Origin of the sequence: Pseudoalteromonas sp. McH1-42 (assembly GCF_022347845.1) — a bacterium.
GTDB classification, from domain to species: domain Bacteria; phylum Pseudomonadota; class Gammaproteobacteria; order Enterobacterales; family Alteromonadaceae; genus Pseudoalteromonas; species Pseudoalteromonas rubra_D.
In genome coordinates this window covers 191,407-216,998 of record NZ_JAKRFU010000008.1, presented here as the reverse complement: position 1 = coordinate 216,998, position 25,592 = coordinate 191,407, and the positions used below count along the sequence as shown (strand labels likewise).

General features: G+C 44.1%; 29 protein-coding genes. 12 read left to right on the top strand and 17 right to left on the bottom strand.

Features of this window, described 5'->3' with window-relative positions; translation table 11 throughout:
- Positions 1–117: 117 nt before the first annotated feature.
- The 6 genes from MHN31_RS08610 (at position 118) to MHN31_RS08585 (ending at position 5,358) form a co-directional block, all read left to right on the top strand.
- Positions 118–1,812, top strand: a complete 1,695-nt coding sequence (locus MHN31_RS08610; RefSeq protein ID WP_125559539.1) for an NAD-dependent malic enzyme — start codon at positions 118–120, stop codon at positions 1,810–1,812.
- Between the two features lie 194 nt (positions 1,813–2,006).
- A complete protein-coding gene (locus MHN31_RS08605; RefSeq protein WP_125559537.1) occupies positions 2,007–2,822 on the top strand; it encodes an ABC transporter substrate-binding protein in 816 nt (271 codons plus the stop codon).
- Between the two features lie 83 nt (positions 2,823–2,905).
- On the top strand, positions 2,906–3,604 hold the full coding sequence (locus MHN31_RS08600; protein ID WP_194867269.1) for an SIMPL domain-containing protein: 699 nt from the start codon (positions 2,906–2,908) through the stop codon (positions 3,602–3,604).
- Positions 3,605–3,652: 48 nt separating this feature from the next.
- Positions 3,653–4,027, top strand: coding sequence for an MAPEG family protein (locus MHN31_RS08595; protein ID WP_239444064.1), 375 nt, complete (start codon positions 3,653–3,655; stop codon positions 4,025–4,027).
- Positions 4,027–4,668 (top strand): sulfotransferase, encoded by a 642-nt coding sequence (locus tag MHN31_RS08590; protein WP_239444063.1) that lies wholly within the window; start codon positions 4,027–4,029, stop codon positions 4,666–4,668. The genes MHN31_RS08595 and MHN31_RS08590 overlap by 1 nt, the downstream gene beginning before the upstream one ends.
- 117 nt (positions 4,669–4,785) lie before the next feature.
- Positions 4,786–5,358 carry a tRNA-(ms[2]io[6]A)-hydroxylase gene (locus MHN31_RS08585; RefSeq protein WP_125559529.1) on the top strand — a complete coding sequence of 191 codons (573 nt, stop codon included), beginning with the start codon at positions 4,786–4,788 and terminating at the stop codon, positions 5,356–5,358.
- Between the two features lie 193 nt (positions 5,359–5,551).
- On the opposite strand, the gene MHN31_RS08580 is transcribed toward MHN31_RS08585, so the two are convergent.
- Positions 5,552–6,460: a transporter substrate-binding domain-containing protein gene (locus MHN31_RS08580; RefSeq protein WP_239444062.1), complete on the bottom strand. Its 909-nt coding sequence runs from the start codon at positions 6,458–6,460 to the stop codon at positions 5,552–5,554.
- A gap of 479 nt (positions 6,461–6,939) precedes the next feature.
- Between MHN31_RS08580 and MHN31_RS08575 the strand changes: the two genes are divergently transcribed.
- The 5 genes from MHN31_RS08575 to MHN31_RS08555 are packed head-to-tail and all read left to right on the top strand — an operon-like array spanning position 6,940 to position 12,462.
- A complete protein-coding gene (locus MHN31_RS08575) occupies positions 6,940–7,323 on the top strand; it encodes a response regulator (protein WP_010384695.1) in 384 nt (127 codons plus the stop codon).
- Positions 7,320–8,231 carry an AAA family ATPase gene (locus tag MHN31_RS08570; protein ID WP_239444061.1) on the top strand — a complete coding sequence of 304 codons (912 nt, stop codon included), beginning with the start codon at positions 7,320–7,322 and terminating at the stop codon, positions 8,229–8,231. The genes MHN31_RS08575 and MHN31_RS08570 overlap by 4 nt, the downstream gene beginning before the upstream one ends.
- A 38-nt stretch (positions 8,232–8,269) precedes the next feature.
- The gene (locus MHN31_RS08565; protein WP_239444060.1) at positions 8,270–9,184 is read left to right on the top strand and encodes a DUF58 domain-containing protein; all 915 of its coding nucleotides are present in this window, start codon (positions 8,270–8,272) and stop codon (positions 9,182–9,184) included.
- 25 nt (positions 9,185–9,209) lie between these two features.
- On the top strand, positions 9,210–11,120 hold the full coding sequence (locus tag MHN31_RS08560) for a transglutaminaseTgpA domain-containing protein (RefSeq protein WP_239444059.1): 1,911 nt from the start codon (positions 9,210–9,212) through the stop codon (positions 11,118–11,120).
- A 4-nt stretch (positions 11,121–11,124) separates the two neighbouring features.
- Positions 11,125–12,462, top strand: coding sequence for a Na+/H+ antiporter family protein (locus MHN31_RS08555; protein ID WP_125559519.1), 1,338 nt, complete (start codon positions 11,125–11,127; stop codon positions 12,460–12,462).
- A 48-nt stretch (positions 12,463–12,510) separates the two neighbouring features.
- On the opposite strand, the gene MHN31_RS08550 is transcribed toward MHN31_RS08555, so the two are convergent.
- The 5 genes from MHN31_RS08550 to MHN31_RS08530 all read right to left on the bottom strand — a co-directional run bounded on the left by MHN31_RS08550 (position 12,511) and on the right by MHN31_RS08530 (position 15,955).
- Entirely contained in the window at positions 12,511–12,858 is a 348-nt protein-coding gene (locus MHN31_RS08550; RefSeq protein WP_125559517.1) for a response regulator receiver protein, read from the bottom strand.
- 149 nt (positions 12,859–13,007) lie between these two features.
- On the bottom strand, positions 13,008–13,541 hold the full coding sequence (locus MHN31_RS08545; protein WP_239444058.1) for a GNAT family N-acetyltransferase: 534 nt from the start codon (positions 13,539–13,541) through the stop codon (positions 13,008–13,010).
- A 290-nt stretch (positions 13,542–13,831) separates the two neighbouring features.
- A complete protein-coding gene (locus tag MHN31_RS08540) occupies positions 13,832–14,263 on the bottom strand; it encodes an acyl-CoA thioesterase (RefSeq protein WP_046004424.1) in 432 nt (143 codons plus the stop codon).
- Positions 14,260–15,108, bottom strand: coding sequence for a M23 family metallopeptidase (locus MHN31_RS08535; protein WP_125559513.1), 849 nt, complete (start codon positions 15,106–15,108; stop codon positions 14,260–14,262). Before MHN31_RS08535 ends, MHN31_RS08540 begins: the two co-directional genes overlap by 4 nt.
- On the bottom strand, positions 15,101–15,955 hold the full coding sequence (locus tag MHN31_RS08530) for a 6-carboxytetrahydropterin synthase (RefSeq protein ID WP_239444057.1): 855 nt from the start codon (positions 15,953–15,955) through the stop codon (positions 15,101–15,103). The genes MHN31_RS08535 and MHN31_RS08530 overlap by 8 nt, the downstream gene beginning before the upstream one ends.
- Positions 15,956–16,326: 371 nt before the next feature.
- Between MHN31_RS08530 and fabA the strand changes: the two genes are divergently transcribed.
- Positions 16,327–16,842: a bifunctional 3-hydroxydecanoyl-ACP dehydratase/trans-2-decenoyl-ACP isomerase gene (gene fabA / locus MHN31_RS08525; RefSeq protein WP_239444056.1), complete on the top strand. Its 516-nt coding sequence runs from the start codon at positions 16,327–16,329 to the stop codon at positions 16,840–16,842.
- A gap of 323 nt (positions 16,843–17,165) precedes the next feature.
- On the opposite strand, the gene MHN31_RS08520 is transcribed toward fabA, so the two are convergent.
- The 11 genes from MHN31_RS08520 to MHN31_RS08470 all read right to left on the bottom strand — a co-directional run bounded on the left by MHN31_RS08520 (position 17,166) and on the right by MHN31_RS08470 (position 25,532).
- Positions 17,166–17,693, bottom strand: coding sequence for a DUF3833 domain-containing protein (locus tag MHN31_RS08520; protein ID WP_125559509.1), 528 nt, complete (start codon positions 17,691–17,693; stop codon positions 17,166–17,168).
- Between the two features lie 6 nt (positions 17,694–17,699).
- Positions 17,700–18,287, bottom strand: coding sequence for a chalcone isomerase family protein (locus MHN31_RS08515; RefSeq protein WP_125559507.1), 588 nt, complete (start codon positions 18,285–18,287; stop codon positions 17,700–17,702).
- Complete coding sequence (locus MHN31_RS08510) at positions 18,280–18,792, bottom strand: DUF2878 domain-containing protein (protein ID WP_239444100.1); 513 nt, start codon at positions 18,790–18,792, stop codon at positions 18,280–18,282. Before MHN31_RS08510 ends, MHN31_RS08515 begins: the two co-directional genes overlap by 8 nt.
- Positions 18,770–20,047, bottom strand: a complete 1,278-nt coding sequence (locus tag MHN31_RS08505) for a cyclopropane-fatty-acyl-phospholipid synthase family protein (RefSeq protein ID WP_239444055.1) — start codon at positions 20,045–20,047, stop codon at positions 18,770–18,772. The genes MHN31_RS08510 and MHN31_RS08505 overlap by 23 nt, the downstream gene beginning before the upstream one ends.
- A gap of 3 nt (positions 20,048–20,050) precedes the next feature.
- Positions 20,051–20,863, bottom strand: coding sequence for a DUF1365 domain-containing protein (locus MHN31_RS08500; RefSeq protein ID WP_125559501.1), 813 nt, complete (start codon positions 20,861–20,863; stop codon positions 20,051–20,053).
- Entirely contained in the window at positions 20,863–22,116 is a 1,254-nt protein-coding gene (locus MHN31_RS08495; protein WP_239444054.1) for an FAD-dependent oxidoreductase, read from the bottom strand. Before MHN31_RS08495 ends, MHN31_RS08500 begins: the two co-directional genes overlap by 1 nt.
- Positions 22,113–22,838 (bottom strand): SDR family NAD(P)-dependent oxidoreductase, encoded by a 726-nt coding sequence (locus MHN31_RS08490; protein WP_239444053.1) that lies wholly within the window; start codon positions 22,836–22,838, stop codon positions 22,113–22,115. The genes MHN31_RS08495 and MHN31_RS08490 overlap by 4 nt, the downstream gene beginning before the upstream one ends.
- Positions 22,823–23,308 (bottom strand): nuclear transport factor 2 family protein, encoded by a 486-nt coding sequence (locus tag MHN31_RS08485; RefSeq protein WP_194867284.1) that lies wholly within the window; start codon positions 23,306–23,308, stop codon positions 22,823–22,825. Before MHN31_RS08485 ends, MHN31_RS08490 begins: the two co-directional genes overlap by 16 nt.
- A gap of 260 nt (positions 23,309–23,568) precedes the next feature.
- A complete protein-coding gene (locus MHN31_RS08480) occupies positions 23,569–24,219 on the bottom strand; it encodes a ChrR family anti-sigma-E factor (protein ID WP_239444052.1) in 651 nt (216 codons plus the stop codon).
- Entirely contained in the window at positions 24,212–24,871 is a 660-nt protein-coding gene (locus MHN31_RS08475; RefSeq protein WP_010384719.1) for a sigma-70 family RNA polymerase sigma factor, read from the bottom strand. The genes MHN31_RS08480 and MHN31_RS08475 overlap by 8 nt, the downstream gene beginning before the upstream one ends.
- A gap of 103 nt (positions 24,872–24,974) precedes the next feature.
- Positions 24,975–25,532 (bottom strand): hypothetical protein, encoded by a 558-nt coding sequence (locus tag MHN31_RS08470; protein WP_125559489.1) that lies wholly within the window; start codon positions 25,530–25,532, stop codon positions 24,975–24,977.
- Positions 25,533–25,592 lie beyond the last annotated feature (60 nt).

The following is a 25,592-nucleotide window of genomic DNA, read 5'->3' as shown; positions in this document are numbered from 1 at the left end:
CATGTTTAATCAGAGCCGTTTTTTATTGGTCTGACATGCTTAAAATTCATTGAATTTTAATGCATTTGCGCAATAATAATTCCTTGTACTTAAATTAACGAGTCACAGCTTGTAAATATGACTAAACAATCCGATCCCAATTATCTCTACATTCCATACTCTGGCCCAACGCTTTTAGAAACTCCGCTATTAAATAAGGGCAGTGCATTTAGTCAGCGCGAACGAGAAAACTTTAACCTCACAGGTCTCGTGCCGCCACGCTTCGAAACCATTGAAGAGCAGGTCGAACGTTGTTACCAGCAGTTTTCTAGTTTCAGCGACAACCTTAACAAGCACATTTATCTGCGCGCCATCCAGGATAACAACGAAACCTTATATTACCGTTTGGTCCGTGATCACCTTGAAGAAATGATGCCCATCATTTACACCCCGACTGTAGGGGATGCTTGTGAAAAGTTTTCAGACATTTATCGTAGCTCTCGAGGGTTATTTATTTCGTACGAAGAGCGACACCAAATCGATGATATCCTGCGCAACGCAACTAAAAATAAGGTAAAAGTCATAGTTGTAACTGACGGTGAGCGCATTCTGGGCCTGGGAGATCAGGGGATTGGTGGAATGGGGATCCCGATCGGTAAGCTTGCGCTCTATACCGTTTGTGGTGGGATTAGCCCGGCTTACACTTTGCCAGTCATGCTTGATGTAGGTACAAATAACGAAAAGCTACTTAATGACCCGATGTACATGGGAGCGCGCCATAAACGTATTTCTCAAGAAGAATACGACGAATTCCTCGATTTGTTTATCAAAGCTGTAAAACGCCGTTGGCCCAATGTTTTGCTTCAGTTCGAAGATTTTGCTCAACCGAATGCAATGCCTTTACTGAGCCGCTACCGTGATGAGATCTGTTGTTTTAACGACGATATTCAAGGAACAGCCTCTGTTACCGTTGGGTCATTGTTAGCTGCTTGCCGTGTTAAAGGCACTAAGCTGTCTGAACAAAAAGTCGTTTTTGTCGGTGCCGGCTCTGCTGGTTGTGGGATTGCAGAGCAAATCATTGCGCAAATGGTGTCGGAAGGTATTTCTGATGAACAAGCACGTAGTCAAATATTTATGGTTGACCGTTATGGCCTGCTAACGGAAGGCATGGAAGGGTTACGTGACTTCCAGGCAGCTTTGGTTCAGTCGAAATCAGCACTTGAGGCATGGAACTTCAGTGGCGAATATGCCTCTTTGCTGGATGTTATGCATTGTGCGCAACCTGACATTTTGATCGGTGTATCCGGTCAGCCAGGGTTGTTCACCGAACAGGTGATTAAGGCAATGCACACAGGGTGTGAACGTCCTATTATTTTCCCACTGAGCAATCCGTCTCGTCAGGTAGAAGCCCATCCAAAAGACGTGATTGAATGGACCCAAGGCCAGGCGATAGTGGCGACTGGTAGTCCGTTCGAGCCAGTAGAGTTTAATGGTGAAACATTCACTATCCCACAGTGTAACAACAGCTATATTTTCCCAGGTATTGGTTTGGGTGTTTTGGCTGCAAAAGCATCACGCATCACAGAATCTATGCTGATGATTGCCAGTGAGATGCTGGCTGAGTCTTCTCCTTGGGCTAATACAGGTAAGGGCAGTCTGCTCCCTTCACTTGTTGAGATCGAACCATTGAGCAAACGCATTGCTTTTGCTGTGGCTAAAAAAGCAATGGAAGAGGGCGTGGCGCTGGAAATGCCGGAAGACCTTATCTGGGCCGCAATCGAGAAAAATTACTGGTTACCTGAGTACCGTAACTACAAACGTTGCAGTGTCTAAGCCAGTAAAATAAAGGGTGTGGCGCATTTACTAATTTTGCGCCACACTTATTATCAGTATGAAGCGCTATAAAGATAGCGTTGGGCTGTGCATGGAGCACTGATAGAAAGTCTGTGCAATCCGACCCCATTTTGCTCTGTAGTAGGATCCCAGCAAAACCGGCTTTGCATTGATGTTCGATGTAGGTGAACTAAATGCGCTATGCCTTCATGATAGCACTGTTGTTTTTTTCTCTCGGGTTACGCAGTGAGCCTATTCACATAGACATTGTGTCTGATTATTCCCCTGATTCAAATAAAGCCCCAGCCGATTTGGCTACACAGCTTTTGCTTAAACTCGAAGAAACACTCGAGGGTAAATTAATTCTGACTTTCATGCCGGCCAGCCGAAAAAGAGAGTGGCGTGAGTTGGTGCGTAACCCTAAAGCCTGTTTGTATAACAAAGTAAAAACGCCAGAAAGGGAAGCCATGGCATTGTTTACGCCTTATCCGCTGATGTCTTTTCCTGCCAACCGATTGATACTAAAAGATCAACCGAACATTCCAGATACAGTGTCACTGGGCACCATTGTCAGAATGGGGCTTAATATAGGTGTCTCAGAGGGGCGCTCTTATGGTCTGGATATCGACAATTTTATTTTAGATAACCGACGGGCCTTTTGGTTATCGCAAGGAAATCAAAGTGCTTTTCGACTGAGAACTATGTTAAGTCAGGGCAAGCTGGATGGCATTATTGAATATAGTTCTGTATTTATTAATGAACACCCATCGGCTCAGGCTCTTAACGGCTATAGTTTTCATGCAATTGAAGAAGCTGGCCTGACCATTTTTGGTTATATCGCTTGTGCGAAATCGAATGAGGGTAAGCGCGCTGTCGACTTTTTACAATCCGCGCTGGAAAGACCAGACTTACAGCAAGCGATTATTTCAGCCCACACCGGCTTGTTTTTTGCGCAGGAAGAACCCTTTATTCTGCGCTCTTTACACAAAGCGTATAACATTCAGCATTGATTAACAAACTTGTGCTTTAATTGGCGCAAAGCATGTGGTTTTATAAACCACACATTTTGTTGAATCAAAGTAAGGAGGCGTTCATGCGCTCACTTTTAGCCGCCGCAGCATTCGCAATCAGTGCCTGTGCAAACGCAGGCAGTTTACCAGAAGGCCCACATTTGTATGTTAAAGGGATGTCGTCTATGGAAGTGCAGCCTGATGCCGCCATCATTCGCGTCGCGATAACAGAAAAACATAAGTCGTTGCCTGACGCCAAGTCAAATGTTGACCAAATCATGGCAAAGGCTATCCAGATAGCGAAAGACTTCGGTATTAAGAGTAAGGATATCCATGCGCAACAACTCAATGTTCATCGTCAAACACGCTACAACCGCAAATCTAATGAAGAAGAATTCGAAGGTTTTAGAGTCAATCGCAGCCTGACTGTTAAGCTTAAAGATCTCGCTGAATATCCCAACCTGCTTCAGGCTTTTGTGGACAGCGGCATCAACCAGTTCAATAACACAGAATTTGTTGTTGAAGATAAAGCCGAATATATGAAAAAGCTTAAGAAATCAGCTATTGAAGAGGCCAAGGCCGCAGCCAGAGAGCTGGCCGATGACTTTGATGTTGATCTGGGCCGTTTGTATTCTGTGTCATTTTCACCGATGAATGTGCCGGTACAACCTTACGCCCGAGGTAAAATGATGGCCGCTGAGTCTATGGATGTCAGCCAGGCTTACAATACCGGTGATACGACGTTATCTGCTGAGGTATATGCGGTATATTTTATTGAATAAACTCCCTATACTGGACCTACTTATAATACTTACAAGTAGGTCTGCGTCATGATAACAGGATTTTTTGCTGCATTATTTACACTTTTTTATATCAAACTCAGTTTTGATATCATAGGGTTACGTCATAAGAACCAAGTTTCTCTCGGGGATGGCGGTCACCCTGAACTAGAGCGTGCGATCCGTGCACATGGCAACTTCATGGAATATACGCCATTACTATTAATCTTGTTATTTGCTCTGGAATTTCAGGGAGGGCAGGCAATTTGGTTGTACGTCACAGGCGGCACCTATTTAGTTAGCCGGGTTTTACACTCGATTGCGCTTAACAAGGTGAAGCTTAAGATGCGCGTAATTAGTATGGCACTGAGTTTTCTGTCACTGCTGGCACTGTCAATTATTAATCTCTATTGTTATTTTGTTTAATGAAAAAAGTCTTTATTGCCGGTTTGCCAAGAACTGGCACTACCAGCGTTTGTGCTGCATTTCTCGAACTTGGGTTTAAAACAGCACATACAGCCTACACCCGTGATGCGCTAAATCAGGCGCAGGTCATAGCAGATACCCCCGTCTTTAACGACTATAAAAAGCTCGCAGTTCGATACCCAGACAGCCGCTTTGTTTATCTTGAAAGAGCAATGACGTGCTGGATACCTTCTGTCAGGCAATTGCTTACCCGTATGCTACCCAGATTAGAGACCCAGCAAGGGGGGTTCAATGACACACTTAAGCGTTGTTATTTTGATACCTTTAAGAACTTAAGTGCTGAAAATATCTCATGTGATAAGTATCTTATTGATATTTATCATCAGCATCGCTACGAATTACTGAGCTTTCTAGAGGCGAAGCAGATAGAGCATTTAATATTAGATGTTTCCCAGCCGGATAGCTTACAACAACTCTCGGGCTTTCTCGGAGTGCACACTAATACCAATATTCGCATGCCGAACCTTAATCAGCACGGTAAAGTGACTGCCTGGAAGCAAATTGTTCATCCACTAAAAATTGAGTCAACCAGAAACGGCAAAGCAGACAGAGATAGTATTTTGTACAGCTCAACTATATAGTGGATTAAAATAATGTCCGATACTAGCTTTGTGTATCAAAGTTAGCTCAGGGCAGCGTTGTAATACGATGCCCTACTTGGGTAAAATGCCCGAAACAGGTAACTGAACAAGTAATATATGTTTGAATTAAAATTCCATACTCCATTTGAATGGACCCATAAAGTTATGGCTGAGTTTGATACTTTTTTGCAAGATCACGCAGCCGCAGAGAAAAAAGCCTCGGGCATGGCGATGTCAATGTTGAGTCATTATCCGGATCGAATAAAGCTGGTAAAGGCGATGGCAGATCTTGCGATTGAAGAGATGATTCATTTTAAGCAGGTTCTGAAGTTATTGACCGATCGCAGCGTGACGTTAGGCAATGACAAAGCCGACCCTTACATTAAAAAAATGCGAGCCTTATTTCGCCAGGGTTCAGATGAGTTTCTAATTGATCGTCTGCTAGTTGCTGCGGTAATAGAGGCGAGGGGGCATGAGCGTTTCTCTCTGGTTGCAGAAGCCTTACCTGAAGGCAAAGAAAAAGACTTTTACGTGACCATTGCTAAGTCAGAGGAAAAGCATAAAAATCTGTTTGTTGAGCTTGGTTACGAATATTTTGACAAGGCCATCATCGATGCTCGTCTCGAAGAAATACTGATTGCCGAATCCGAGATCTGCGAAAGCATTCCATTTACCGCTGCATTGCATTAATAGGTTATAGCGACCTAAAAACAGGTAATTCCTGTTATGTTAAATTGAATGCGCAATATAAAAGGGGCGACAACTCTGCTCCTTTTTTTGACACATAGAGTATGCTAACGACACGTAAGAACAATGAGTCAATAAATTAGGCACGAACAGCAGGGCGCTTTAGTGTTTCTTATATCGAAACTGAACATAAATGCTATTTACAGCTTTTGGCTGTATTGTATTTTATCTCATCCAGGACGCCATGTTGTTTAAACTCAGCGATAGCCTGGTTAAGCTCATACAGTAGCGTTTTTCCGTGTTTATTACGCTTGGAGACCGCAAAGAACAGCCCGTTCATTTGTAATATGGGCTCAACCATGACTAAGTTTTGCATCTGAGATGAATTGCTATGCTCTTGAGACAATGCTTCGAGCTCCATCTTAATGACTTCCGGGTCTCCGATAATTAGGTTCACGCGCCCAGCCATTAGCAGCCTGATATTGTGGGCGTCATCAACTGCCTCAATAACGTCAAATTTACCAGCATCCATTAAACGGTCAAACTCGGGGGTATTCTGATAGCCCCGGACAACACCAATTCGTTCATCTGTCAGTGCTACAAGGCTTGTAAAGTGGTCAGTGTTGTAGTTCTTTCGTTTATAAAGCGCAATGGGACCCCAGCCAAATGGATCAGTGAGCGCGAGATGATCCAAACGCCGCGTGCCTGGAAAAGTATCCGATGGTGCCTCCGGCTCGATATAGTATTCTGGGACAAGCACATCTACTTTGCCATTCTCCGCATAGGCTACGGCGCGTGCCCAGGGGTAGAAGGTAACCGTTGCACCATAATTCTGACTGTGCAATAAAGCAATTACAGCTTGCATAACCCAGCCTTGCTTACATAAGCTCTGACCAATGTAGGGTTGCCACTCCAGGGTCGTCACCTGGATCTGCTTGGAGGCATTCATATTGTAATGAAATGAATGGTCACCGATTTTTCGGCCCGTAACAATATGAGTACCTTTATAATCACGATAGGTTACACTGATCTGGTTACCGTTTGTATCAAAGGCAAAGGCGTAGCTAGTAATCAAACTGTATAACAGAAACAAGGCAATTAGCATTGCTGAAAGCTCATAGTAAAACTGATTTAAGCTTAGTCCACATTCGAAGGAGTTGATATAAATACCTTATTTAACATAATATAAATTATAGGATGTTAATTGTGCTAGTCACAAGCGCTCTTCAGATTGCTTAATAAATATAGTAATGTCCTATACTAGACGGTATCGGACATTTTCAGTTTATAGCATGGCAATCTTTTCAAGTTCTCTTATTCGGCAAAACCTGACATCAACCTACAGAGTCAGCAACGTTGGCCTCGAGCTTGTGATAATTATGATGGGCTCAGATAATGACTCTCGGACTTTGATAAAACAATTGATGATTTAGCCTTATGCCTGTCCACTGTGCTTCTATGTAACTTCTATTTACTCGCTGCTCATCGCTATGATGAATTTACAGTTAATTTATAAATTGCCATTGAGCTCACATTGCGCTTGTCTTAGTATTAGCCTTGTCGTTCAAAAGAAGTAAATACAATATGGAACTTGTCAGACCCCTAGAACCAATTTTGATCATCGATGACGTTGAGGATGTACGCAGTTACCTGATAGATATTCTTGAAAACCTGGGTTTTGAAGAAGTCTATGAATCAGAGGACTTTAAATCTGCAATGCCATTGATGGCAGAAAAATCCCCTAATGTTATTTTCCTGGATATAGAGTTACCCGATACCGATGGCACACAAATCCTTGAGTACATCAATGAAAATTACCCCAATGTTCATGTCATTATGTGTTCAGGGCATAACAGCCTGGAAAATGTGCAAAATACCTGGGAATTGGGTGCGAAAGGTTTTATTGCTAAGCCTTTTAACGCGAAAAAAGTTGATTCAGTAATGAAAAGACTTGAAATGATTGCATGAATAAAACCACCGAAGCAATAATTGATCAGCTATCAGAGCTGATATTAGGCAAAGAAGAACAGATCCGGTTGGCTGTTGTTTGTTTGTTATGTAAAGGGCACCTGCTCATCGAAGATTTACCCGGAATGGGTAAAACCACCCTATCCCATGGCCTTGCCAATGTACTTGGGTTGAGTTATCAGCGTGTTCAATTCACCAGTGATCTTTTACCCGCCGATATTACCGGTTCAAGTGTTTTTAATACCCAGCAACAGAGTTTCGACTTTCACCCCGGGCCTATTTTTAGTCAGGTATTACTGGCAGACGAAATCAATCGTGCCAGCCCCAAGACGCAAAGCGCTTTGCTAGAGGCAATGGAAGAGCGTCAGGTGACAGTAGATGGTAAGACTCACCCTTTGCCGGAACCATTTTTTGTCATTGCCACGCAAAACCCCTTGCATCAGTCAGGCACACATCCTTTGCCTGAGTCCCAGCTAGACCGTTTTTTCCTGAGGATAAGTCTGGGCTACCCAGATGAGCATGCTGAGAAAAGCCTGATATTGGGCAATAATCTGCAAAGGCAATCCCTGAGCGAGCTGTCATGCGTATTAGATTTAACTGCGCTGGCGGCCCTGCAGCAGGCCGTTGTCACCGTTAATCTGTCAGATTCGATAGTACAATATATCATTAACCTGGTGAATTTTACGCGCTATAGTGGCCAGTTTAGTGATCCCCTGTCACCACGAGCGAGCATTGCATTAGGCCTTGCAACACGTGCTTATGCACTCACTCAAGGGCGTGACTACGCATTACCTGATGATGTACAAGCCGTGTTTTCAGCCGTTGCAGGGCATCGCCTGAACATTTCCGCCAACGAACTAGAAGATGTAGTAAAAGGGATCTTTGATAACGTGGCGGTTGTATTGTAATCATGGGCAGTGACTGGTTGCAGTCCTGGTTGACTGACATGATCAAGCGCAAGCATAGTGCTGCGCAGCTTACCCTCTCACACCATAATATCTATATTGTTCCTTCCAAACAGGGCGCATTTTTTTTGTGTATGGTGATCCTGAACTTTATTTTAGGTAGTAACTACCAGAATAACCTGATCCTTGGGGTCGCTTATGTCATGCTGCTTATTTTGGTTTTGGCATTGATATACGGCTACCTTAATTTGCATGGTCTGACAATTCAGTTACTGGATATTAAGAACAACTATGCTTCTAAACCGGTAGAAGTATTGATAAAGCTCAATACACCACATGACTGCTACTCACTGGATATTACCAGCCAGGACTTCGACTTTAGTGATTGTAGTGGTAATCATGAGCAAGGTAATCAAGTAGTGTCTTTGTTTTTACACCCAGAATTACGAGGGCGCTACCAGCTCGGTAGGCTCAAACTATCGAGTTGCTATCCTTTTGGGCTAGTACGTGTCTGGACTTATTTAAATGCAGACAAGACATTTTGTGTCTACCCTGCTCCACTGCCATGCCAATTTACATATAGTGAACAGGAAGAGACGTCCGGGCAAGGGCAATACGTGCATCAAAGCACCCAAAGTCATGAGAACTTCGATGGCTTAGAGCGCTTTAGGCCTGGAATCAGTAAAAGCCGCATTTCCTGGCGACATTTTGCTAAGAGTCAGCAGCTTTTGGTGAAGCAATACAGTGGCGATAGCTATTATTCTCAGCATACTTTTGATTATGCAGCTCATGATGGCAACAAGGAAAATCGTCTGTCGAAGCTGTGTTATCAGGTGCTTGAGGCTGATAAACAAGGCGATATTTTTGCCCTGCGGTTGAACAATGCCACACAGGTAAACGCTGATCGGGGAGATAAACATAGGGAAAAGTGTCTGGAGGCATTGAGTGACTTCTGACAAACTCATAAGCTCCCAAACCTTAATGACAACACTGCTCTATGGTTTAGTCAGTACCTTGCTTTTCAACAGTTTTGGCCTGGTGTTTACCTGTGCCATGTTGCTAATAGTGCTGTTTAAGCTCGCTATTTACAAGAACTTGGTTAAAGGGCCATCCGAAAAGATGATAAATCTATTGGCTTTTACCATTATTCTGGTGGTATTTGTCGCAATCGGTTTTTCTAATCTGGTGGAAATGTTCGTTTCATTATTATTAGGGGCATGTGCACTAAAAACCATTCAGGCAAAAACAAAAAAACAAGCCATGTCAGTGCAGCTGCTCAACTTTTTTGTTTATCCTTGCTTTTTTATCTTCTCTCAGAATGTTCTGTCTTTACTATTCGTGCTTGCACTTCTGGTGATCAATCTGGCGCAAATGCTCTGGATTGAACATGAAATTGAATTACGCAGCGCAATCAGACAAGCGACAAAGCACCTGTTATTAGCACTCCCTCTGGCCGCAATCATGATTGTGCTTCTGCCGAAAGTTTCTCCGTTTTGGCAGCTCCCCGGCGCGAAGAAAACGCAAACAGGGCTCTCTGAGGACATAGACCCGTTTGAAATATCAGAGTTATCTCGCTCAGACGAATTGGTATTCAGGGCAATTCTTCCTGACAACGCTCAGATGAAACCGCCTTTTTACTGGCGGACCTTAGTCCATGACAAGTTTGACGGTAAACGTTGGCGGATTTCAGCACATCATGACGTTCCCTTGCAAGCACCATATCGTGCGGTCGGTGAAAGCTATACAATCATCGCAAGGCCATCGGGAAAAACCTGGTTATACAACCTTGGTCAGGCTAAGTCAGTTACACGGGGTGTGAATACCAATCACTTTGGTACTTTGTTTATGCAAAACCACCTGAGTAGTAGTATGGAATATCAGGTGACGCCTATTCATGTTACAGGGGCAGGTATGGTCAACTGGCAGTACCGACTCAATACCGCTTTACCTGAAGAAATCAATCCGCTGGCCACGGCAATGGCAATACGATGGGATAACGCGACTGACAATACTGCGGACTTTATAGAGCAGATGAAACAGTATTTTATCGAACATAGATTTCGTTACTCACTTAAGCCCGCAAGGATAAGTGACCGAGATAGTATTGACACCTTCTTAACTGAGACGCGTGAAGGATTTTGTGGTCATTATGCTGCTAGTGCTGCCTTTATGTTACGCGCAGCTGGCATCCCTGCCCGACTTGTTTCAGGGTATCTTGGCGGAGAATATAATGAAGAGCGCGGATATTACAGTGTTTATCAATACGACGCGCATGCCTGGGTTGAGTATTATGTTCCTCAGCAAGGTTGGTATCGTCTGGATCCCACCGCTTGGGTAGCGCCGGACAGGCTGATCGGGTCTTTATCTGAATTAACAGAGCTGGAAGATGAATTTAAGGACAATCTTGGACTGAGTTTGATGACTTATTCCAATCTGGCTTTGGTAAATTGGGTCAGACTTCAGATTGAACAACTTGATTATCAATGGACTCGTTGGGTACTAAACTTTGATCATCAAAAACAGTCCAGATTATTGCGAGATTTATTTGGGCAGTATCACAGGGTATTACCAGCGCTTAGTGTATTTTTATTGCTAATAGCCATGTTTGTTGCTCGGTTTTGGTACCTGCAACGCAAGCAATTGGTTAAATTGCCTGAGGCAGTCAGGCTTCATCATGCTATTTGCAAATTAGCAGGAAAAGAGTTACACAAATTGACGCCCTCACAGGCGCTTTTGACTTTGAAATCACAGTATCCTGGTTTGTCTCGGGAGCTGGAAGAATTTAACCAATATTTTATAAAATCAAGATTTTCCCAAGCGCAATTAACCAAAGCAGAGGCTACAAGGATGAAAGCGCTTGGCCGTTTAATAATAAAAAAGGCGAAAAAATAACATTATGAATGCTGTTATTATTGGTGTTTTGCTGATGCTCGGCCTGACACTATTTAGAGTGAACGTGATTGTCGCAATGACAATTAGTGCTATGGTTGCGGGTTTAAGTGCGGGTTTAGGTCTATCTGATACGCTGAATGCATTTAACTCCGGGTTATCTGGTGGTGCAGAGATTGCGCTCAGCTATGCGATGTTAGGCGCTTTTGCAGTCGCGATATCTAAGTCCGGCTTAACCCAAATCCTGGCAGATAAATTACTGTCTCTGGTTCATGGTAATCAGCAAAACTCAAGCCAGTTGCTAAGCATGCTCATTATGGTCATTATTTTGGGCTGCTCGGTTGCCTCACAAAACCTCATTCCCGTACACATTGCATTTATTCCAATTCTTATACCTCCATTGTTGGTGATATTCAATCAGCTAAATATCGATCGCCGTGCTATTGCATGTATTTTAACTTTCGGTTTAGCAACATCTTACATGGTCTTGCCATATGGTTTCGGAGGTATTTATTTATACTCCATTTTGCATAAAAACCTGGTTGATAACGGCCTTGAGATTGTCAATACACAAGTACCTTACGCAATGGTTATTCCAGCTTTGGGTATGCTGGCAGGTCTGATTGTTGCTGTGTTTGTGAGTTACCGGAAAAAGCGCAACTATAGTTACAACGAGTCGTCTCAGGCAAACGAGCTGACTGACAAACCTCGGCTGAATGATGCTGAAAAACGTAAAGTCATAGTGGCAGGCACCCTTGCGATTATTTGTTCACTTCTTGCGCAAAACGTCAGTGGCTCAATGATATTGGGTGGCCTTGTTGGAGTGATGATGTTCAGCCTGTTCGGAATTGTTAAATGGGATCAAAGCTCAGACGTCTTCAGTAAAGGTGTGGCCATGATGGCCATGATTGGTTTTATTATGATCTCGGCACAAGGTTTTGCTTCTGTTATGAAAGAAACTGGTGATGTAGCTAGTCTGGTAAGTGCCTGTGCTGAGTTTGTTGGAGAGAATAAACCGCTGGCAGCAGCTATGATCTTGCTGGTAGGCTTGTTGATTACCATGGGCATCGGTAGTTCTTTTTCGACTGTGCCAATCATAGCGACTCTGTTCGTTCCTTTATCTATGGAAGTCGGGTTTTCAGCAATGGCTACGGTTGCGCTCGTTGGTACGGCTGGTGCATTAGGAGACGCAGGGTCACCAGCTTCTGATTCTACTTTGGGCCCAACTTCGGGTTTGAATGCAGATGGTCAACATGATCATATTTGGGATTCAGTAGTGCCTACATTTATTCATTTCAACATTCCCCTGTTAATCTTTGGCTGGATAGCTGCAATGGTGCTTTAGAACCGAAAAAAGTCGACCTAAGGTCGACTTTTTTGATCATAGTTTCAATTAAAACTGCACATAGGCTCTGTTGATATAACACTTGTCGCTTGTGCTATCATAGAAAAAACTCATGCTTTTATTAGACGCTGCAGCCATCAGAGCAAGTGAATAGATCTTATTTGCTCCTTCCATAGTCATACTATGTTTATTTACTTCAACATAGTGATATTTATGTGCCGAGTTAACTGTTTGAGAGCAATCTGGCGCATTAGTTTTAAAAGTCAGTACAAAGCCGCCTTGAGACGTTGGATATACAGTATGAAGTTTTGAAGTATGCCATTTTCCACTGGCCTGCGCGCCAAAACTGCTAATTGCAAGGGCACAGCTCAAAGATAGTAATATTTTTTTTATCATGAATTATCCTAAACTCTTATTATTTAGTTTTAATAATTGCAAAACAGTTATGTGGCACTGCTTTGCAGGTTAGGAGCAACCCGTAATTATGGGTTAGTCTCTTTTAAGGGACGAGATTGTACCCGAGAAAAATGAAAACTTATATAACTTCAGCAAGAAGGTTTACAATTCTGCAAGTAAGTCCGATAAAGGCACATCAAACGTGGTGCTGCATTGAACTCAGATTTACTCGAATAACATTCGATAAGTGAGGCTCCTGCACGTTTTGCTATTTTGATACTCGCCTTGTTATTTTCCAGGCAGTGAAATTCTACATAATGTACTTGTCGAACGTTTTTAAGATAAGGCAAGATTACACCTAATATCCGACTGATTACCGCTTTACCCCTTGCCTTATCAATGAGCCAATAGCCTATTTCACAAGTACTCTGGGAGTTAGCTGGTTTAATCGCAAATACCCCGATAAAATGACCCCGTTTCATAATGGCAAAATATTCTGCGTTTAATAACTGAATCCGCTCTGCAATATAAGTTTCCGCATCTCGGATCTCTGTTAGCTTTTTCACCCACGGCAAGTATTTTTGTAAGCTTTCACGACTCGCTTCAACTGCATTAAACAGTGTGCCTGCATGTTCAGTATCTAACGGAGTGAGGTGTAGATGTGTTGAAATACGGTGTTCCATAACTCCCTTCTGGATAATATGCTTTACTGCACTTGGCTATTTGTTAATTTAAACCAATCAGTTGTCCCGACTATCTCCTTAAGTCTATTCTCTCATAAAACCTGTGAAAGATGTTTGGAATCAAGATCTAAAAAGTAAAGTTGAAGGTTCTCTTTTCTGGAGAATTTATTTAAACACCCTCTCTCATGAAAAGATACTTATTAACTATAGATAAGTATGATGTGTTCTATTTAAAATAAAGGAGTCAAAAACTCCTGTTAGTTGTTACTATTTAAAAATTTTGAAATTGATTAGCTAAACCCATTTAGCATCTGATCACATACCACAGGTGTTGGTCTATGGTTGTCATCGACAGCAACAAACGTAAAGCTACCCGAGATCGCTAGGTGCTTGTCGTCTTTATGCATGGTTTCTAGATAGATATGAACTTCGACTTTCAAGCTGGTATTACCTACATGTACTACATTAGCAACCAATTCTGCAAATGTACCGGCCGGAATTGCTTCTTTAAAGTCGACCCTGTCTGATGAAATGGTAACCAGAGGTTTGCGGCAAAAACGCGTCGCTGCGATGAAAGCAACCTCATCCATCCATGCCAGTGCATCACCACCAAACAGTGTATTGTGGTGGTTCGTCCGACCTGGAAAAACAGTTTTGGTTACTGAGGTTTGCGAGTCTTTAATTCTTTGTGCAATTACTGCGTCTTTATCTGTTTGTGTCATTCTTTACTGCTTTTTGTTGCGAGTTTATCAATCATAAGAAGTTGAGGATCTAAACGTTCATTAAACCAATTAAAACGCCAATCCAAGTGTGGGCCAGTTACCCTGCCAGTGGCACCTATATCGGCAATATGGTCGCCCAGCTCAACTATTTGCCCGACTTCGACATGGAGTTTGTTGAGATGTATATAGGTAGAGGTAATGCCATATCCATGGTCAAGGATCAGCGTACCACCACTGTAGTAGAGATCCGGGTTAGCAAATACAACTTTCCCTGCTACGGGCGCAAGTACTGGCGTGCCCGTTTTATTAGCAATATCCAACCCAAAGTGAGGCCTTCTGGGTTGACCATTAAAATAACGTTGGCTGCCGTAGACTCCCGATATTCTGCCTTTTGCTGGCCTATAAACCGGGTCATCGAAATAAGATAAGGTGCTTAGTTTACCTCTAGCGGCACTAACTTGCGCACCTTCTTTGCGGATCCGAGCCAACACTTCCTTTGGCGGCGATACATACTTTTTCTCTACACCGGTAATACGGTCAATATCATAGTCACGCGTGGTGATCATCAAGTTTTTGGAGTGTACTTTTCCGCTTTGGTCTACCCAGCTTAGGGTATGCTCTGTATCAGCATCCCGGCCAAAGCCAAAAACAAATTTTCCATCAGGTGAGATAGCTAACTCTTTGTCGTTAAGTCTGGCAGATTTTACGCCGGCCAACTCAGCAATCACCATACCACCCTGGGTCAGTGAGCCTTTTAGTTCAATAGTATGACCCGTACTTATATTCACTAACAAGCCGGCCAGTATAATGCCGGTCTTTTTCGCTCTAATCAGCCAATCAGGCATAAGCGATTGCTCCTTTTCCGACTCCTTCAAACGCCTTAACTTTAACTTTTCTGTCAGGATACTGAGCCTTGATCTCTCTGGCAAGATAGTCGGCTAAACACTCCACTGTACTGTCACAGGGGATCAGATCACACCGAGCCTTACTGATAGCTAATTCAAAATAGCCCTGAGAAGCTGTGTAGGCAAATGCATAATCATCATCATGTGGTTTAATGTATTGCAAGTCACTCACATCGATAAGATCTTCCTGACTGCCCAGGTAGATATCCTGCCAACGCTCTGCCCACTCTTTTTGTAGGCGCGGCATGCTGATATCATCAAGGTAAATGCCAATATCAGAACGGTGGCCATGAATGATACGCTGGCAATTTCCATCGTGTTTTTTCAAACCGTGACTGTAGTGGTAATAGAAACTACGGCTCGGCTCAGGACGCAGTTCAATCTCCAAGTCTTTCACGTTGTCTGGCATTTTTGGCAAAATCTGTTGTTTAAGAAAAGCAATAACACTGGCTTCATTGATTTGCGCGCCTTCTACGATGCAAACAGCTTCGTCAGGTGCACTCATTGCAAGGTGATGCCCGCCAAACAAACCGTCAAAACTCACCCTACCGCCTTGTGATTCATAATTGCATGAAAGCTGGCTGGGAATAGCCAACTTATGATCAATCGTGTCATCTATAATGGCCTTGATCTGCTTCTTTACTTTGGCAAAGTCCAATACCATAGACTCTTCATTTAACTGGCCATGCAGTGTCATATCCACAATCCAGCTCTCGCCTACCGCGCCTCGTTTACCACACAAGTAAGAAAAATCAATTACCGTCAAGGCATCTACAAAAAGGATCATAAACTTCCGCTAACATTAAAAATGACTGTCTCAATTATAAAGATTTTTAAAGCAAAAATCGCCTTGAAAGGTCCTGAAACAAAGAAATATTCTAATCGAGGCCATTCTTTGAATGATTTTCATTCATTTTTGAGTATCCCAGTGTAAAGTAAGCCATAATTACGGCGTTATACTATAAAACCCACACTAGCTGATGCACAACGAATGACCACGTGATTGAAAAACAGGCAGCCCGGTAAAGTTGGGTGAATGAAAATACATCATCTGACGGGTAAAGCGCTCATAGAGCAGGCAAATTTTAACTGTTCAGAGTTGTTTAGCGTACAAGTGTAAGCTAAAGTAGCGACAATTTAAGACTAAGACTGATGATTATGGAACCAAAAAATAGCTATACAAAAGAAGAACTGATCCTATGTGCTGAAGGCAAAATGTTTGGCGAGAACAACTGTCGTCTGCCAATCGATAACATGCTCATGATGGATCGTATCATCGAGATTAATGAAGATGGTGGCGAGTTTGGCAAAGGTCAGATCGTCGCTGAGCTAGATATTAACCCTGATCTATGGTTTTTTGACTGCCATTTCCGTGGCGACCCGGTAATGCCTGGTTGTTTAGGTCTGGATGCCATGTGGCAGATCGTTGGCTTCTTCCTTGGCTGGTCTAGTGGACCGGGCCTTGGCCGTGCTTTGGGTGTAGGTGAAGTTAAGTTTACAGGCCAGATCCTACCAACAGCTAAAAAAGTAACATATCGCGTAGACATGAAACGCGTTATCAAGCGTAAACTGTTTATGGGTCTTGCAGACGGCACAGTAGAAGTTGACGGCCGCGTTATATACGAAGCGAAAGATCTAAAAGTAGGCCTGTTCCAGGATACGAGTGCGTTTTAATCTATTTCAATCGCATTGATGTAAAAGCCCGTCTGAATTAGACGGGCTTTTATTATTTCACGGCACTTGCACCAGCCTCAATCCAAAACGATGCCCTTGATTTCGTTTTTGGAGTCACACGCAATGTACTGCATTCCATCAGCTAACAAACAAGCCACAAAGCAATCATGACGCTATTAAAGCCGTAGATAAAAAGCACGTTTTCACGATGTAAGGGACTGGTAAGCATAAATTTGGAAGGGAACCCGCTAGGTTTCACTCATACGCTGATAACAATAAAGGCCTGATTTACAGGCCTTTGTTTGTGAACACGACAAATGTCTTCAACTGTCATGTTTTTCTATGATTAGAATAACCTCGCCGACTTTGAAGCCCCATTTTATAATCTCAGTGCGGTTAAACAAGCGCTTTTCATTCACAAGATACATCCAGTCGTCCAGAGTAACTTCCAATGGGGAGCCCTGGTATTGGATCTCCAATTGGTAGCGCCAGTACAACGCTGAACCTGCTGTTTCACCCTGCGCCACGCCAATGACGTCCCCTGCGGTGCCTTTATAAAGATTATCGGCCGTTTTTTCCAGTTGCCAGATTCTGGTTGACTTTTCTCCGTCGTCAAATCGAAACCATTCTTTTAACTCGCCTTTGTTGCCCTCCCAGGTGCCTATCAGATCGGCTTCAAAACGTCGTGTGAGATTGCCGCTTCGGTCAAGGACAATACCATATGCGGTCAACTCTCCACTAAAAAACTGCTCCAGTGCCAGGTCCGGCTTTGTTTCGCTATAGTCAGCAATAGTTTTGCTGGTACAGCCACTGAGTGTAAAAATCAGCAGCAACGCCAAATATACTTTCATCTTGTTTTACCTTTTTCCAATGAGCTGCTCTCTCAGCTTTGGTTCTGTGGTTTTTTCTGATAGCCATATGGCCAAGAACGCAGGACCAAAGGCTTGGTCATTAATCGCGCCGAGAAAACGCGCAGACGTTTTCAGCTCACCTTCTGACAAAGCACTTTTAACCTCTGCCCCCGGGTCAGGACGAAAATAAAAGCGGCTTTGCTTGTCACGGTCGACCACCAGAATAAGTTGGTTGCCCTTTTGTATGTCAGGCCAGAGTTGTACTAGTTGTCTCAGCCACTGCTCAGCGTTGTCCAGTTCCAGTTTTTGCTTTTGCCACTGTTCTCGCGTGGCATCAACCAGCTCCTGTGCTTCTATGTCGCGTTTGTAAGTTAAACTCAACACCTGTGGAAACTGGTCTGCCTGATATGCTTCTCCACCGGTATACAGTGCTGCTGAATAGACATCCCAAAACAGATAGCGTAAATCGGCCGTACCTCGTAGTTCTAACGTAGACAATTGTGTTGCCGTCGAGGCACTTGCCTGTAATGGCGCGACTAAAGGTACTGAAAACATCGCTAACGCGACTAGCGTTTTGCACAATTCTTTAAACATGTTGTACTCCCAGGCGCTGTCCCATTCGACCGTTGAGGTGCACTACCAAAGGTAAAATGACGGCCCAAACAACAGCAAAAATTAAAAACACATTTGTCAGTGAGAGTGCACTGTTCAGAGCACCGAGCTTTATCCCACCGATATAACTTAGTGCGCCAAATACCGCACCAAGCGCACCCTGTATGCCAAAATGATAGCGACTCATCCAACTCAGACTATGGTTAAGCGTCAGCGTAAAATGACCCCAAAGTAGAACAAGCCACAGAGGTAGTAATTGATAGCCGTCCGCAAAACTTATTACCCCCAAAAGTGAGAGCGATTGGTCGACAATCAACCCAAGCGGTAAAATCAACAAGCTCCGGGCGTCAGCTTTTCTGCTTGGTGAAAGGGCAAAATGCAGTAAAAACAAAAGCCCAACCAAAGGCACAGCCTGACCTGTGAATAAGGCGCACAACCACCACACAGATTGAAAGATTATGAGATTAATCAGCCAAAAATTGCGCATCATTCACCCCAATATGTCGTGGCTTACGAGCTACCAGGTGATGCGTGCTTATAACACGTTCTAAGAAAGCACCTTCACAGTACTGTAGATAAAACAGCCACAGACGTCGGAATCGCTCATCAAAACCAAAAGTACGGATCTGTTGCCAATTCTGCTCAAATTGCTCACGCCAACGCTTGAGTGTTTGTGCGTAATGCAGGCCGATGTCGTCTATGTCACGCACAACCATGTCTGTTTGAGTGGCGAGATGATCAGACATCACCGCTATGGATGGCAAACAGCCACCGGGAAATATGTAGCGTTGAATAAAGTCCACATTGTTTCTGTAGTGGTCATAGCGTTTATCTGCGATGGTGATGGCCTGTAATAGCATCAGGCCATTATCCTTCAGCAAGCTGCTACACTTTGCAAAAAAACCAGCCATGTAACTGTGTCCCACCGCTTCTATCATTTCGATAGACACCAGCTTATCGTACTTGCCTTCCAACAACCGATAATCCTGTTTTAACAAAGTGATTTGGCCCTCTAAACCAGCTGATTTAATTCGCTGCGCTGTAAACTCATGCTGAGCATCTGAGATCGTCGTGGTAGTCACTTTACAACCGTAATTTTGAGCTGCAAATAATGCCAATGCGCCCCACCCTGTACCAATCTCTAACAGGTGATCCCGCTCACTCAGCTCAAGTTTATCGCATATGATCTTGAGTTTATTATTTTGTGCTTGCTCAAGTGGCTGGTCGAGCGTGTCAAAGACCGCGCTGGAATACATCATAGTAGGATCAAGAAACGACTGATATAAATCATTACTCAGGTCATAATGTGCCAGTATATTCTGTTTTGAGCCGGATTCACTGTTACGGTTGCCAAAATGAAAAACGCGGTTTTTGAGTGAAGTCAACCAGGACATCTTGCCTTCCAGCTCGTCCAGTTGTGACTGAGCACAAGCAAAGATGCGTATGACCTTTGTTAACTCGGAACTTCCCCATTTGCCATCGATAAATGCTTCGGCGGCGCCAATCCCACCGCCTTTCAATACGTCCAGATAAAAGCTAGGATCGGACACAAATATAGTGGCATAGATCCTGGGCTGCATCGCGCCTAACACAACCTTCTCACTTCCTTCGATGATTTCGAGACGATCATGCTCCAGATTTTCCAACAGCTTAAAGATAAATCCTCTGGCTTTATTGATCATTAAACTATGCCACCATGATGCCGTGGCAGGCTTGGGGATGGTTTGGCTATTTTGTTCCATGTATCACTTCGCTTTATTACAGTTAGAGTGAGTTTCGGGGTGCGGTATGAACGGCACACGCTTCACCCAAAGTTTTAAGGCCTGCCAGTAAATTGCCAGGCATATCTTCAATGTCATAGAGGGCACACACAACCCAAGACCAAGCAAGTTTCTCAACGAGAGCGGCTTTGACTTGAGCGCCATAGTGGCGTCAAAGAGTTTATCGTTCACCAAAGTCCCCTGTTGTTTATAGTCGTGGTCTGCCGTGGCATGATTTTCTATATGTAACAACAGCTGCCCGGGGCCATGTTCAGGAGGCGCCTTAACGCGCCACAGATATTGCATATCCAGTGACATAAAGGGTGACACATGAAATGCCTTATCTGTTCTTTGCGACTCGCTAATATCCACCAGATAGTAGTGTCGCTGATTCCATGGTGTGTTGCTCACCTCGGCCAGCATCAGATTGCAGTTTCCCTGCTCATCGTAGCAGAAGTAAACGTTGAGTGGACTAAAGTACAAACCCAGACAACGTCCCTGAACCAGCGCTTTGATACGTCCGCCGGGCCACTGTCCACCAAGCTCTATGACTTTGTTTTTTATACGTTGTTGTAATGTTCCGCGATCACCTTTGAGGTAGTCTTTTTGGCAAAAGCGAATTGGCCGATACCATTGTGGGCCAATTAAACCCTGACCGGCTTGAGTGAAAGCGTCGCTTTCAACATCCAGACAAAGCATATACAAGCGATACGAAAAACCATGATATACAGGTGCAAAGCGTCGATGTCTTACCTGACCAACATATAAAGGTGAGGTCTGCGTCGCATTATCACTCATTACAAATCGTCCAGACTAATACCGAATCTTGCAGCCACATCGACGGCGCTGCGTACACCATCTTCGTGAAAGCCGTTGTACCAATAGGCACCGGCAAAATGCGTTTGTGTCTTCCCGCAAATTTCCTTTCGACGTAGCTGCGCTGCCATACTTTGTGTATTAAATACAGGATGCGCATATTGATAGTGGCCGAGTACCTTGTCCTGCTCAATTTCCTGGTTCAGGGTGACACAGAATGTGCAGGGTGCTTGAATGCCCTGCAATATATTCATATTGTAGGTAACCGCCGCTGGCCGAGATTCGTTATTATCGAGCAAGTAATTCCAGGCAGCCCAGGCAAGGCGGCGTTTTGGCAATAATTGCGTGTCTGTATGCAGTATCACACTATTTTGAGCATAGGGAATTGCTGAAAGCACGCTCGTTTCATCGGAACTCGGGTCGCCAAGTAAACTAAGCGCCTGATCACTATGACACGCAAATACCACTTCATCGAATTCACGGACATCGTCTGCAAAGTGAAGCTGCACACGGCCATTTTCACGCGTGACTTTGGATATAGCGGCACTGAGATGAATATTGCCTTCAAGACCTCTTAATAGTGGGGCAATGTATTGTTTCGAGCCGCCAGGGATCACATACCATTGCGGCCTGTCACTGATATTCAGCAAACCGTGATGATAGAAGAATCGCACAAAAAACTTCAATTCAAACTCTTTCATTTTCTGTAGACTAGTAGACCAGATAGCTGCGCCCATCGGCAAAATGTAATGCTCTGCAAAAAATTCGCTGAAGTTGTTCGCTTCAAGAAAAGTGCCTAGCGTTTCCTGACTAGAAAAATTGTCGTCGGCATAGCGCTGTTTTGCTGATGTATTAAAACGCACAATCTCCCGAATGAGACGCCAGAATCGAGGTCGGAAGAGGTTACGTCTTTGTGCGAACAAGGTATTTAGGTCGTGACCATTGTACTCTAGGCCGGAGTCCTTGTTATGAACACTGAAACTCATTTCCGTCGGTTTCCCCTGGATCCCAAGCTTGTCCATCAGTTTGATGAAGTTTGGATAAGTTCTGTCGTTATACACTATAAAGCCAGTATCAACCTGATAGGTTTGCCCCTGATACTCTACTTCTTTTGTTGCGGTGTGCCCCCCAAGGCGATCTCTTTTTTCAAACAAGTGTACTTCGTGCCTGGTACTGAGCAATCTCGCACAGACCATACCTGAAACGCCACTGCCAATGACGGCTATTTTTTTCATCTTTTTATCCATTTTGAGGCAAGGCGGCGCCAGACGATATGTGGCAACCAGCCAAAGAATTTGAGCAGATAGGTAAACCTGCGTGGAAAGTGAATATCAAACTGCTTGTTCTCCACACCCCTAAAAATGCGTTCAGCAGCCTGTTCACTGGTAATTTGACAAGGCATCGGAAAATCATTCTTTTGCGTCAGGGGCGTATCCACAAAACCTGGGTGAACAACGCTTATCTGAATGCCACTGCCCAACAAATCTACATCCAGAGTTTTAGCCAGGTAAGTTAGGCCAGCTTTCGACGCACCATAAGCTTCTGCCCGAGGTAATGGCAAGTAGCTGGCTGATGAGCTGACAAACACTAAAAACGCACCTCGAGACAGTTTGCTAAGCCAGGCCTCTAGGCAATACCCTACTGAAATTAGATTGACGCTGATAATGCGTTCAAACAATTCAGAGTCAAAGTGACGTGCATCGTTTATGTACTCACAGCCTCCGGCATTGAGAATGATGCCGTCTAAAGGCGGCAAACGTTCAGCTAGGTCAAATATCGCTGCTTTATCACTTACATCGAAACACCAGTGACGGATATATTCTGACTCAGGTAACACAGATTCGAGTTTGTCTTTGCTACGGCCACAGACGTGAACTTTATATCCGGCTTCAAGATAACGCCTGGCAAGAGCCAGTCCTATTCCGGAACTTGCGCCAGTGATTAAAACTTCGGGCATGCCTGCGCTCCCTTGTTCGCCACAGCACCACTTTGCTCGCCAGATACGCGGCCTTTTAACCAACGTATCCCCATTCCCATTAGTGGAATGTGTTCATAGAGCAAACTACCTGCATCAAAGTAATCCCGATGCATTATTACTTTACCGTCCTGAACTTTAAGGTAAGAGTGACCTTCAACGCTTATTTCCTGGCCTTTGCCAAGGCGATTGTGACGATAGCGCATAGTCCAGTACAAAGCGGCCTGATCGCCCTGCGACAAACTGTGATGAATATCAAACTGGCAGCTGATCACATTACTGTACATATCGCTGAAATATGTGCTTAGATTGGTTAGCCCATTGATCCCATGGAGCGGGTCGCTGAACTGAATCTCAGGATGATAGATCTCGTCCAATAAATGTAAGGTTTCTCTATCCAGCTTATTATAAATCCTTACAAAGTTGTCGAGCCAGTCTGGTTGTTCGGTCATTACTTTGTCCTTTCTGTTACTATGCTCTGTAATACGTGTTTGGACTGGCAAAAGATCAATTTGCCCCAAATCCCTGTCATCATTTCACAGACTGACACAAAGGTAAGTAGCAGCTGTTCACTGTATATAGACGCTCTAGTTAGTACATTAGCAGGTTTTTTGATAAAGCGCCTGAAATCAGTACCCTAGAAACGAAAAAAGCACAAAGGCTGGCTTTGTGCTCAAGTCGAAGGAGGAATTAAGTCAGACTTAATTCTGGGTTAGTAAATCAACTTACCAATGGGATTGAATAACTGGCTCAAGCCCTGGCTGAAGTGCAATGCATCGTCAGCTAAAGTAAAACACAAACACGATTCAGTGGCGACAGGCGAATGCTCGTGCTCACCATCAAGCATAATAAAATCCCCGGGAACATAGCTGTCCATTTCATCTTTAAACTCACCGGACAGGAGCAATGTTAGCTCAAATCCTTTATGTGTGTGCTGAGGAACACTCCCGCCCTTTTCAATGTGCAAAAGGCTTGCGTGTAATTTGCCATCGCCCAGATTCAGCCTCGAACGGGACAGCTTACCCAGTTTCAGCCACCCACTGAGGCCGACGTTATGTAAGCTGGAAGGCAGTACGAATTGCTCGCCTTTCACCTCAATCTCAAGGGGTGCAGGTGATGGCCTTTCATCAACCAGAGTATCCTCAGTGATCTGCGCGATGAGGTCATCCCAGTTGTCTTCACTCTGCGGCTCAAATTCTTCACCAATAAAACTGTGGGCACAGCTTGTTTCAAACTGATGTGCCAACCTCTGACACTGCGGGCACATATCTATGTGCATACTCACGGCTACGCTCAACGAAGCACACAGTTCTCCCTGAACATAAGATTGCAGGATTTGTTCGGATGGGTGGTATTTAATCATGATGCTCCCCCATGTGTGCCTTTAATTTACCTAATGCCAACCTGAGCCGAGACTTAACTGTGCCCAAAGGTATCCCCAGTTGATTTGCCAGCTCTTCCTGACTCAGTTCCTGGAAGTAAATGCCCTTAACGACATTTTTTTGTTCTTCAGGCAGCTTTTCTACGTACTCAACAAGCTGTCTATCGAGGAGGTGGTCAGAAAACTCGGCACTGTCATCACGCTCGTTGCTGTGTTGCTGCCAAATGTCTTCACTCAGATTGTCTTCGCGGTTGGTTTGCATCTTTCTCAGCATATCGAAAGACTGGTTACGAACCAAAGTGTATATCCACGTGGTTACAGCGCCCTTTTCAGAATTAAACAAATGTGCTTTTCGCCACACGTTTGCCATGCTTTCCTGCAAAAGCTCCTGCGCCTGGCTTGCATCACCAAAACGTTGACGACCCAAATGCAATACTTTAGGTGCAAACCACTTGAATAAACAGGCAAACGCCTTTCTGTCCCTTTGGTTTGCAATACGATCCATCCAATCGCACAACTGCGCCTGTTGCTCAGCGCTGAGCAAACGTTGCTCCGATGTTTGTGTAGCAGCAACGTCTTTCATAACTGACCCCTGTGGCGTTTCGGTACTTTGCTGTCGGCTCTTTTCTATCATTAGCTCACATCCATAGATAATGGAAGTATAAAAACGGTTTTATTGCTTCTCGACCTATCGTACGCCAGACCAAAGAAGTTAGATCACTAAGTCAGCGAATTTATCAGTCATCTTGTCCTGTTAAAATGGTATCGAGGAATTTTAGCGCCTGAGGTAGAGTGTCTGGTTCACAAAATCCCTCTTTATGCTCTGGAGAAAAAGGTAAGACTTCCAGAAATCGTCCCGCCACCCAGGCTGCATCCTCAAATCTGGGCTCAGGGTAAAGTGCAGCCAATTCGGGGTTCTGATTAAAGATACGAGCCAGTTCGTCGCTAATATGCTGATACCTGGGCAGCAGTTCAGTCGTCGCCCAATGCGCTCTTGTAGTAAAACATGCCTGGCGCAATCCGTCGGACTCCATCCAAACCTCATCAATGTCCAATAATCCTTTAGATCTTACGTCTATCGTCAGAATATCATCTTCTGCTGAGCCAAAATCAATGATTTCGACCCAACTTGCCCATGGCGCAGTTTGATATTCAGTAGCAGACTTATACAAACCGATAGCAAAATGACGGTCATCGCCAGCTTCTTTGACCATACGCAAGTATTTTTGCTCAAAAATCCGTAACCGGGTTACACCACCAGGTAGCAGGAATACAGGTAATGGAAAAAGTGCCATTTGCACGCTTTGGATCATAAAATAAGGCCAAACAGTTAAATCTGTCAGTCAATACGAGTG

Excerpts from the sequence above, each read along its gene's own strand:
- MHN31_RS08610 (WP_125559539.1), top strand. The coding sequence starts at position 118 with ATGACTAAACAATCCGATCCCAATTATCTCTACATTCCATACTCTGGC.
- MHN31_RS08605 (WP_125559537.1), top strand. The coding sequence starts at position 2,007 with ATGCGCTATGCCTTCATGATAGCACTGTTGTTTTTTTCTCTCGGGTTA.
- MHN31_RS08600 (WP_194867269.1), top strand. The coding sequence starts at position 2,906 with ATGCGCTCACTTTTAGCCGCCGCAGCATTCGCAATCAGTGCCTGTGCA.
- MHN31_RS08595 (WP_239444064.1), top strand. The coding sequence starts at position 3,653 with ATGATAACAGGATTTTTTGCTGCATTATTTACACTTTTTTATATCAAA.
- MHN31_RS08590 (WP_239444063.1), top strand. The coding sequence starts at position 4,027 with ATGAAAAAAGTCTTTATTGCCGGTTTGCCAAGAACTGGCACTACCAGC.
- MHN31_RS08585 (WP_125559529.1), top strand. The coding sequence starts at position 4,786 with ATGTTTGAATTAAAATTCCATACTCCATTTGAATGGACCCATAAAGTT.
- MHN31_RS08580 (WP_239444062.1), bottom strand. The coding sequence starts at position 6,460 with ATGCTAATTGCCTTGTTTCTGTTATACAGTTTGATTACTAGCTACGCC.
- MHN31_RS08575 (WP_010384695.1), top strand. The coding sequence starts at position 6,940 with ATGGAACTTGTCAGACCCCTAGAACCAATTTTGATCATCGATGACGTT.
- MHN31_RS08570 (WP_239444061.1), top strand. The coding sequence starts at position 7,320 with ATGAATAAAACCACCGAAGCAATAATTGATCAGCTATCAGAGCTGATA.
- MHN31_RS08565 (WP_239444060.1), top strand. The coding sequence starts at position 8,270 with ATGATCAAGCGCAAGCATAGTGCTGCGCAGCTTACCCTCTCACACCAT.
- MHN31_RS08560 (WP_239444059.1), top strand. The coding sequence starts at position 9,210 with ATGACAACACTGCTCTATGGTTTAGTCAGTACCTTGCTTTTCAACAGT.
- MHN31_RS08555 (WP_125559519.1), top strand. The coding sequence starts at position 11,125 with ATGAATGCTGTTATTATTGGTGTTTTGCTGATGCTCGGCCTGACACTA.
- MHN31_RS08550 (WP_125559517.1), bottom strand. The coding sequence starts at position 12,858 with ATGATAAAAAAAATATTACTATCTTTGAGCTGTGCCCTTGCAATTAGC.
- MHN31_RS08545 (WP_239444058.1), bottom strand. The coding sequence starts at position 13,541 with ATGGAACACCGTATTTCAACACATCTACACCTCACTCCGTTAGATACT.
- MHN31_RS08540 (WP_046004424.1), bottom strand. The coding sequence starts at position 14,263 with ATGACACAAACAGATAAAGACGCAGTAATTGCACAAAGAATTAAAGAC.
- MHN31_RS08535 (WP_125559513.1), bottom strand. The coding sequence starts at position 15,108 with ATGCCTGATTGGCTGATTAGAGCGAAAAAGACCGGCATTATACTGGCC.
- MHN31_RS08530 (WP_239444057.1), bottom strand. The coding sequence starts at position 15,955 with ATGATCCTTTTTGTAGATGCCTTGACGGTAATTGATTTTTCTTACTTG.
- fabA (WP_239444056.1), top strand. The coding sequence starts at position 16,327 with ATGGAACCAAAAAATAGCTATACAAAAGAAGAACTGATCCTATGTGCT.
- MHN31_RS08520 (WP_125559509.1), bottom strand. The coding sequence starts at position 17,693 with ATGAAAGTATATTTGGCGTTGCTGCTGATTTTTACACTCAGTGGCTGT.
- MHN31_RS08515 (WP_125559507.1), bottom strand. The coding sequence starts at position 18,287 with ATGTTTAAAGAATTGTGCAAAACGCTAGTCGCGTTAGCGATGTTTTCA.
- MHN31_RS08510 (WP_239444100.1), bottom strand. The coding sequence starts at position 18,792 with ATGCGCAATTTTTGGCTGATTAATCTCATAATCTTTCAATCTGTGTGG.
- MHN31_RS08505 (WP_239444055.1), bottom strand. The coding sequence starts at position 20,047 with ATGGAACAAAATAGCCAAACCATCCCCAAGCCTGCCACGGCATCATGG.
- MHN31_RS08500 (WP_125559501.1), bottom strand. The coding sequence starts at position 20,863 with ATGAGTGATAATGCGACGCAGACCTCACCTTTATATGTTGGTCAGGTA.
- MHN31_RS08495 (WP_239444054.1), bottom strand. The coding sequence starts at position 22,116 with ATGAAAAAAATAGCCGTCATTGGCAGTGGCGTTTCAGGTATGGTCTGT.
- MHN31_RS08490 (WP_239444053.1), bottom strand. The coding sequence starts at position 22,838 with ATGCCCGAAGTTTTAATCACTGGCGCAAGTTCCGGAATAGGACTGGCT.
- MHN31_RS08485 (WP_194867284.1), bottom strand. The coding sequence starts at position 23,308 with ATGACCGAACAACCAGACTGGCTCGACAACTTTGTAAGGATTTATAAT.
- MHN31_RS08480 (WP_239444052.1), bottom strand. The coding sequence starts at position 24,219 with ATGATTAAATACCACCCATCCGAACAAATCCTGCAATCTTATGTTCAG.
- MHN31_RS08475 (WP_010384719.1), bottom strand. The coding sequence starts at position 24,871 with ATGATAGAAAAGAGCCGACAGCAAAGTACCGAAACGCCACAGGGGTCA.
- MHN31_RS08470 (WP_125559489.1), bottom strand. The coding sequence starts at position 25,532 with ATGGCACTTTTTCCATTACCTGTATTCCTGCTACCTGGTGGTGTAACC.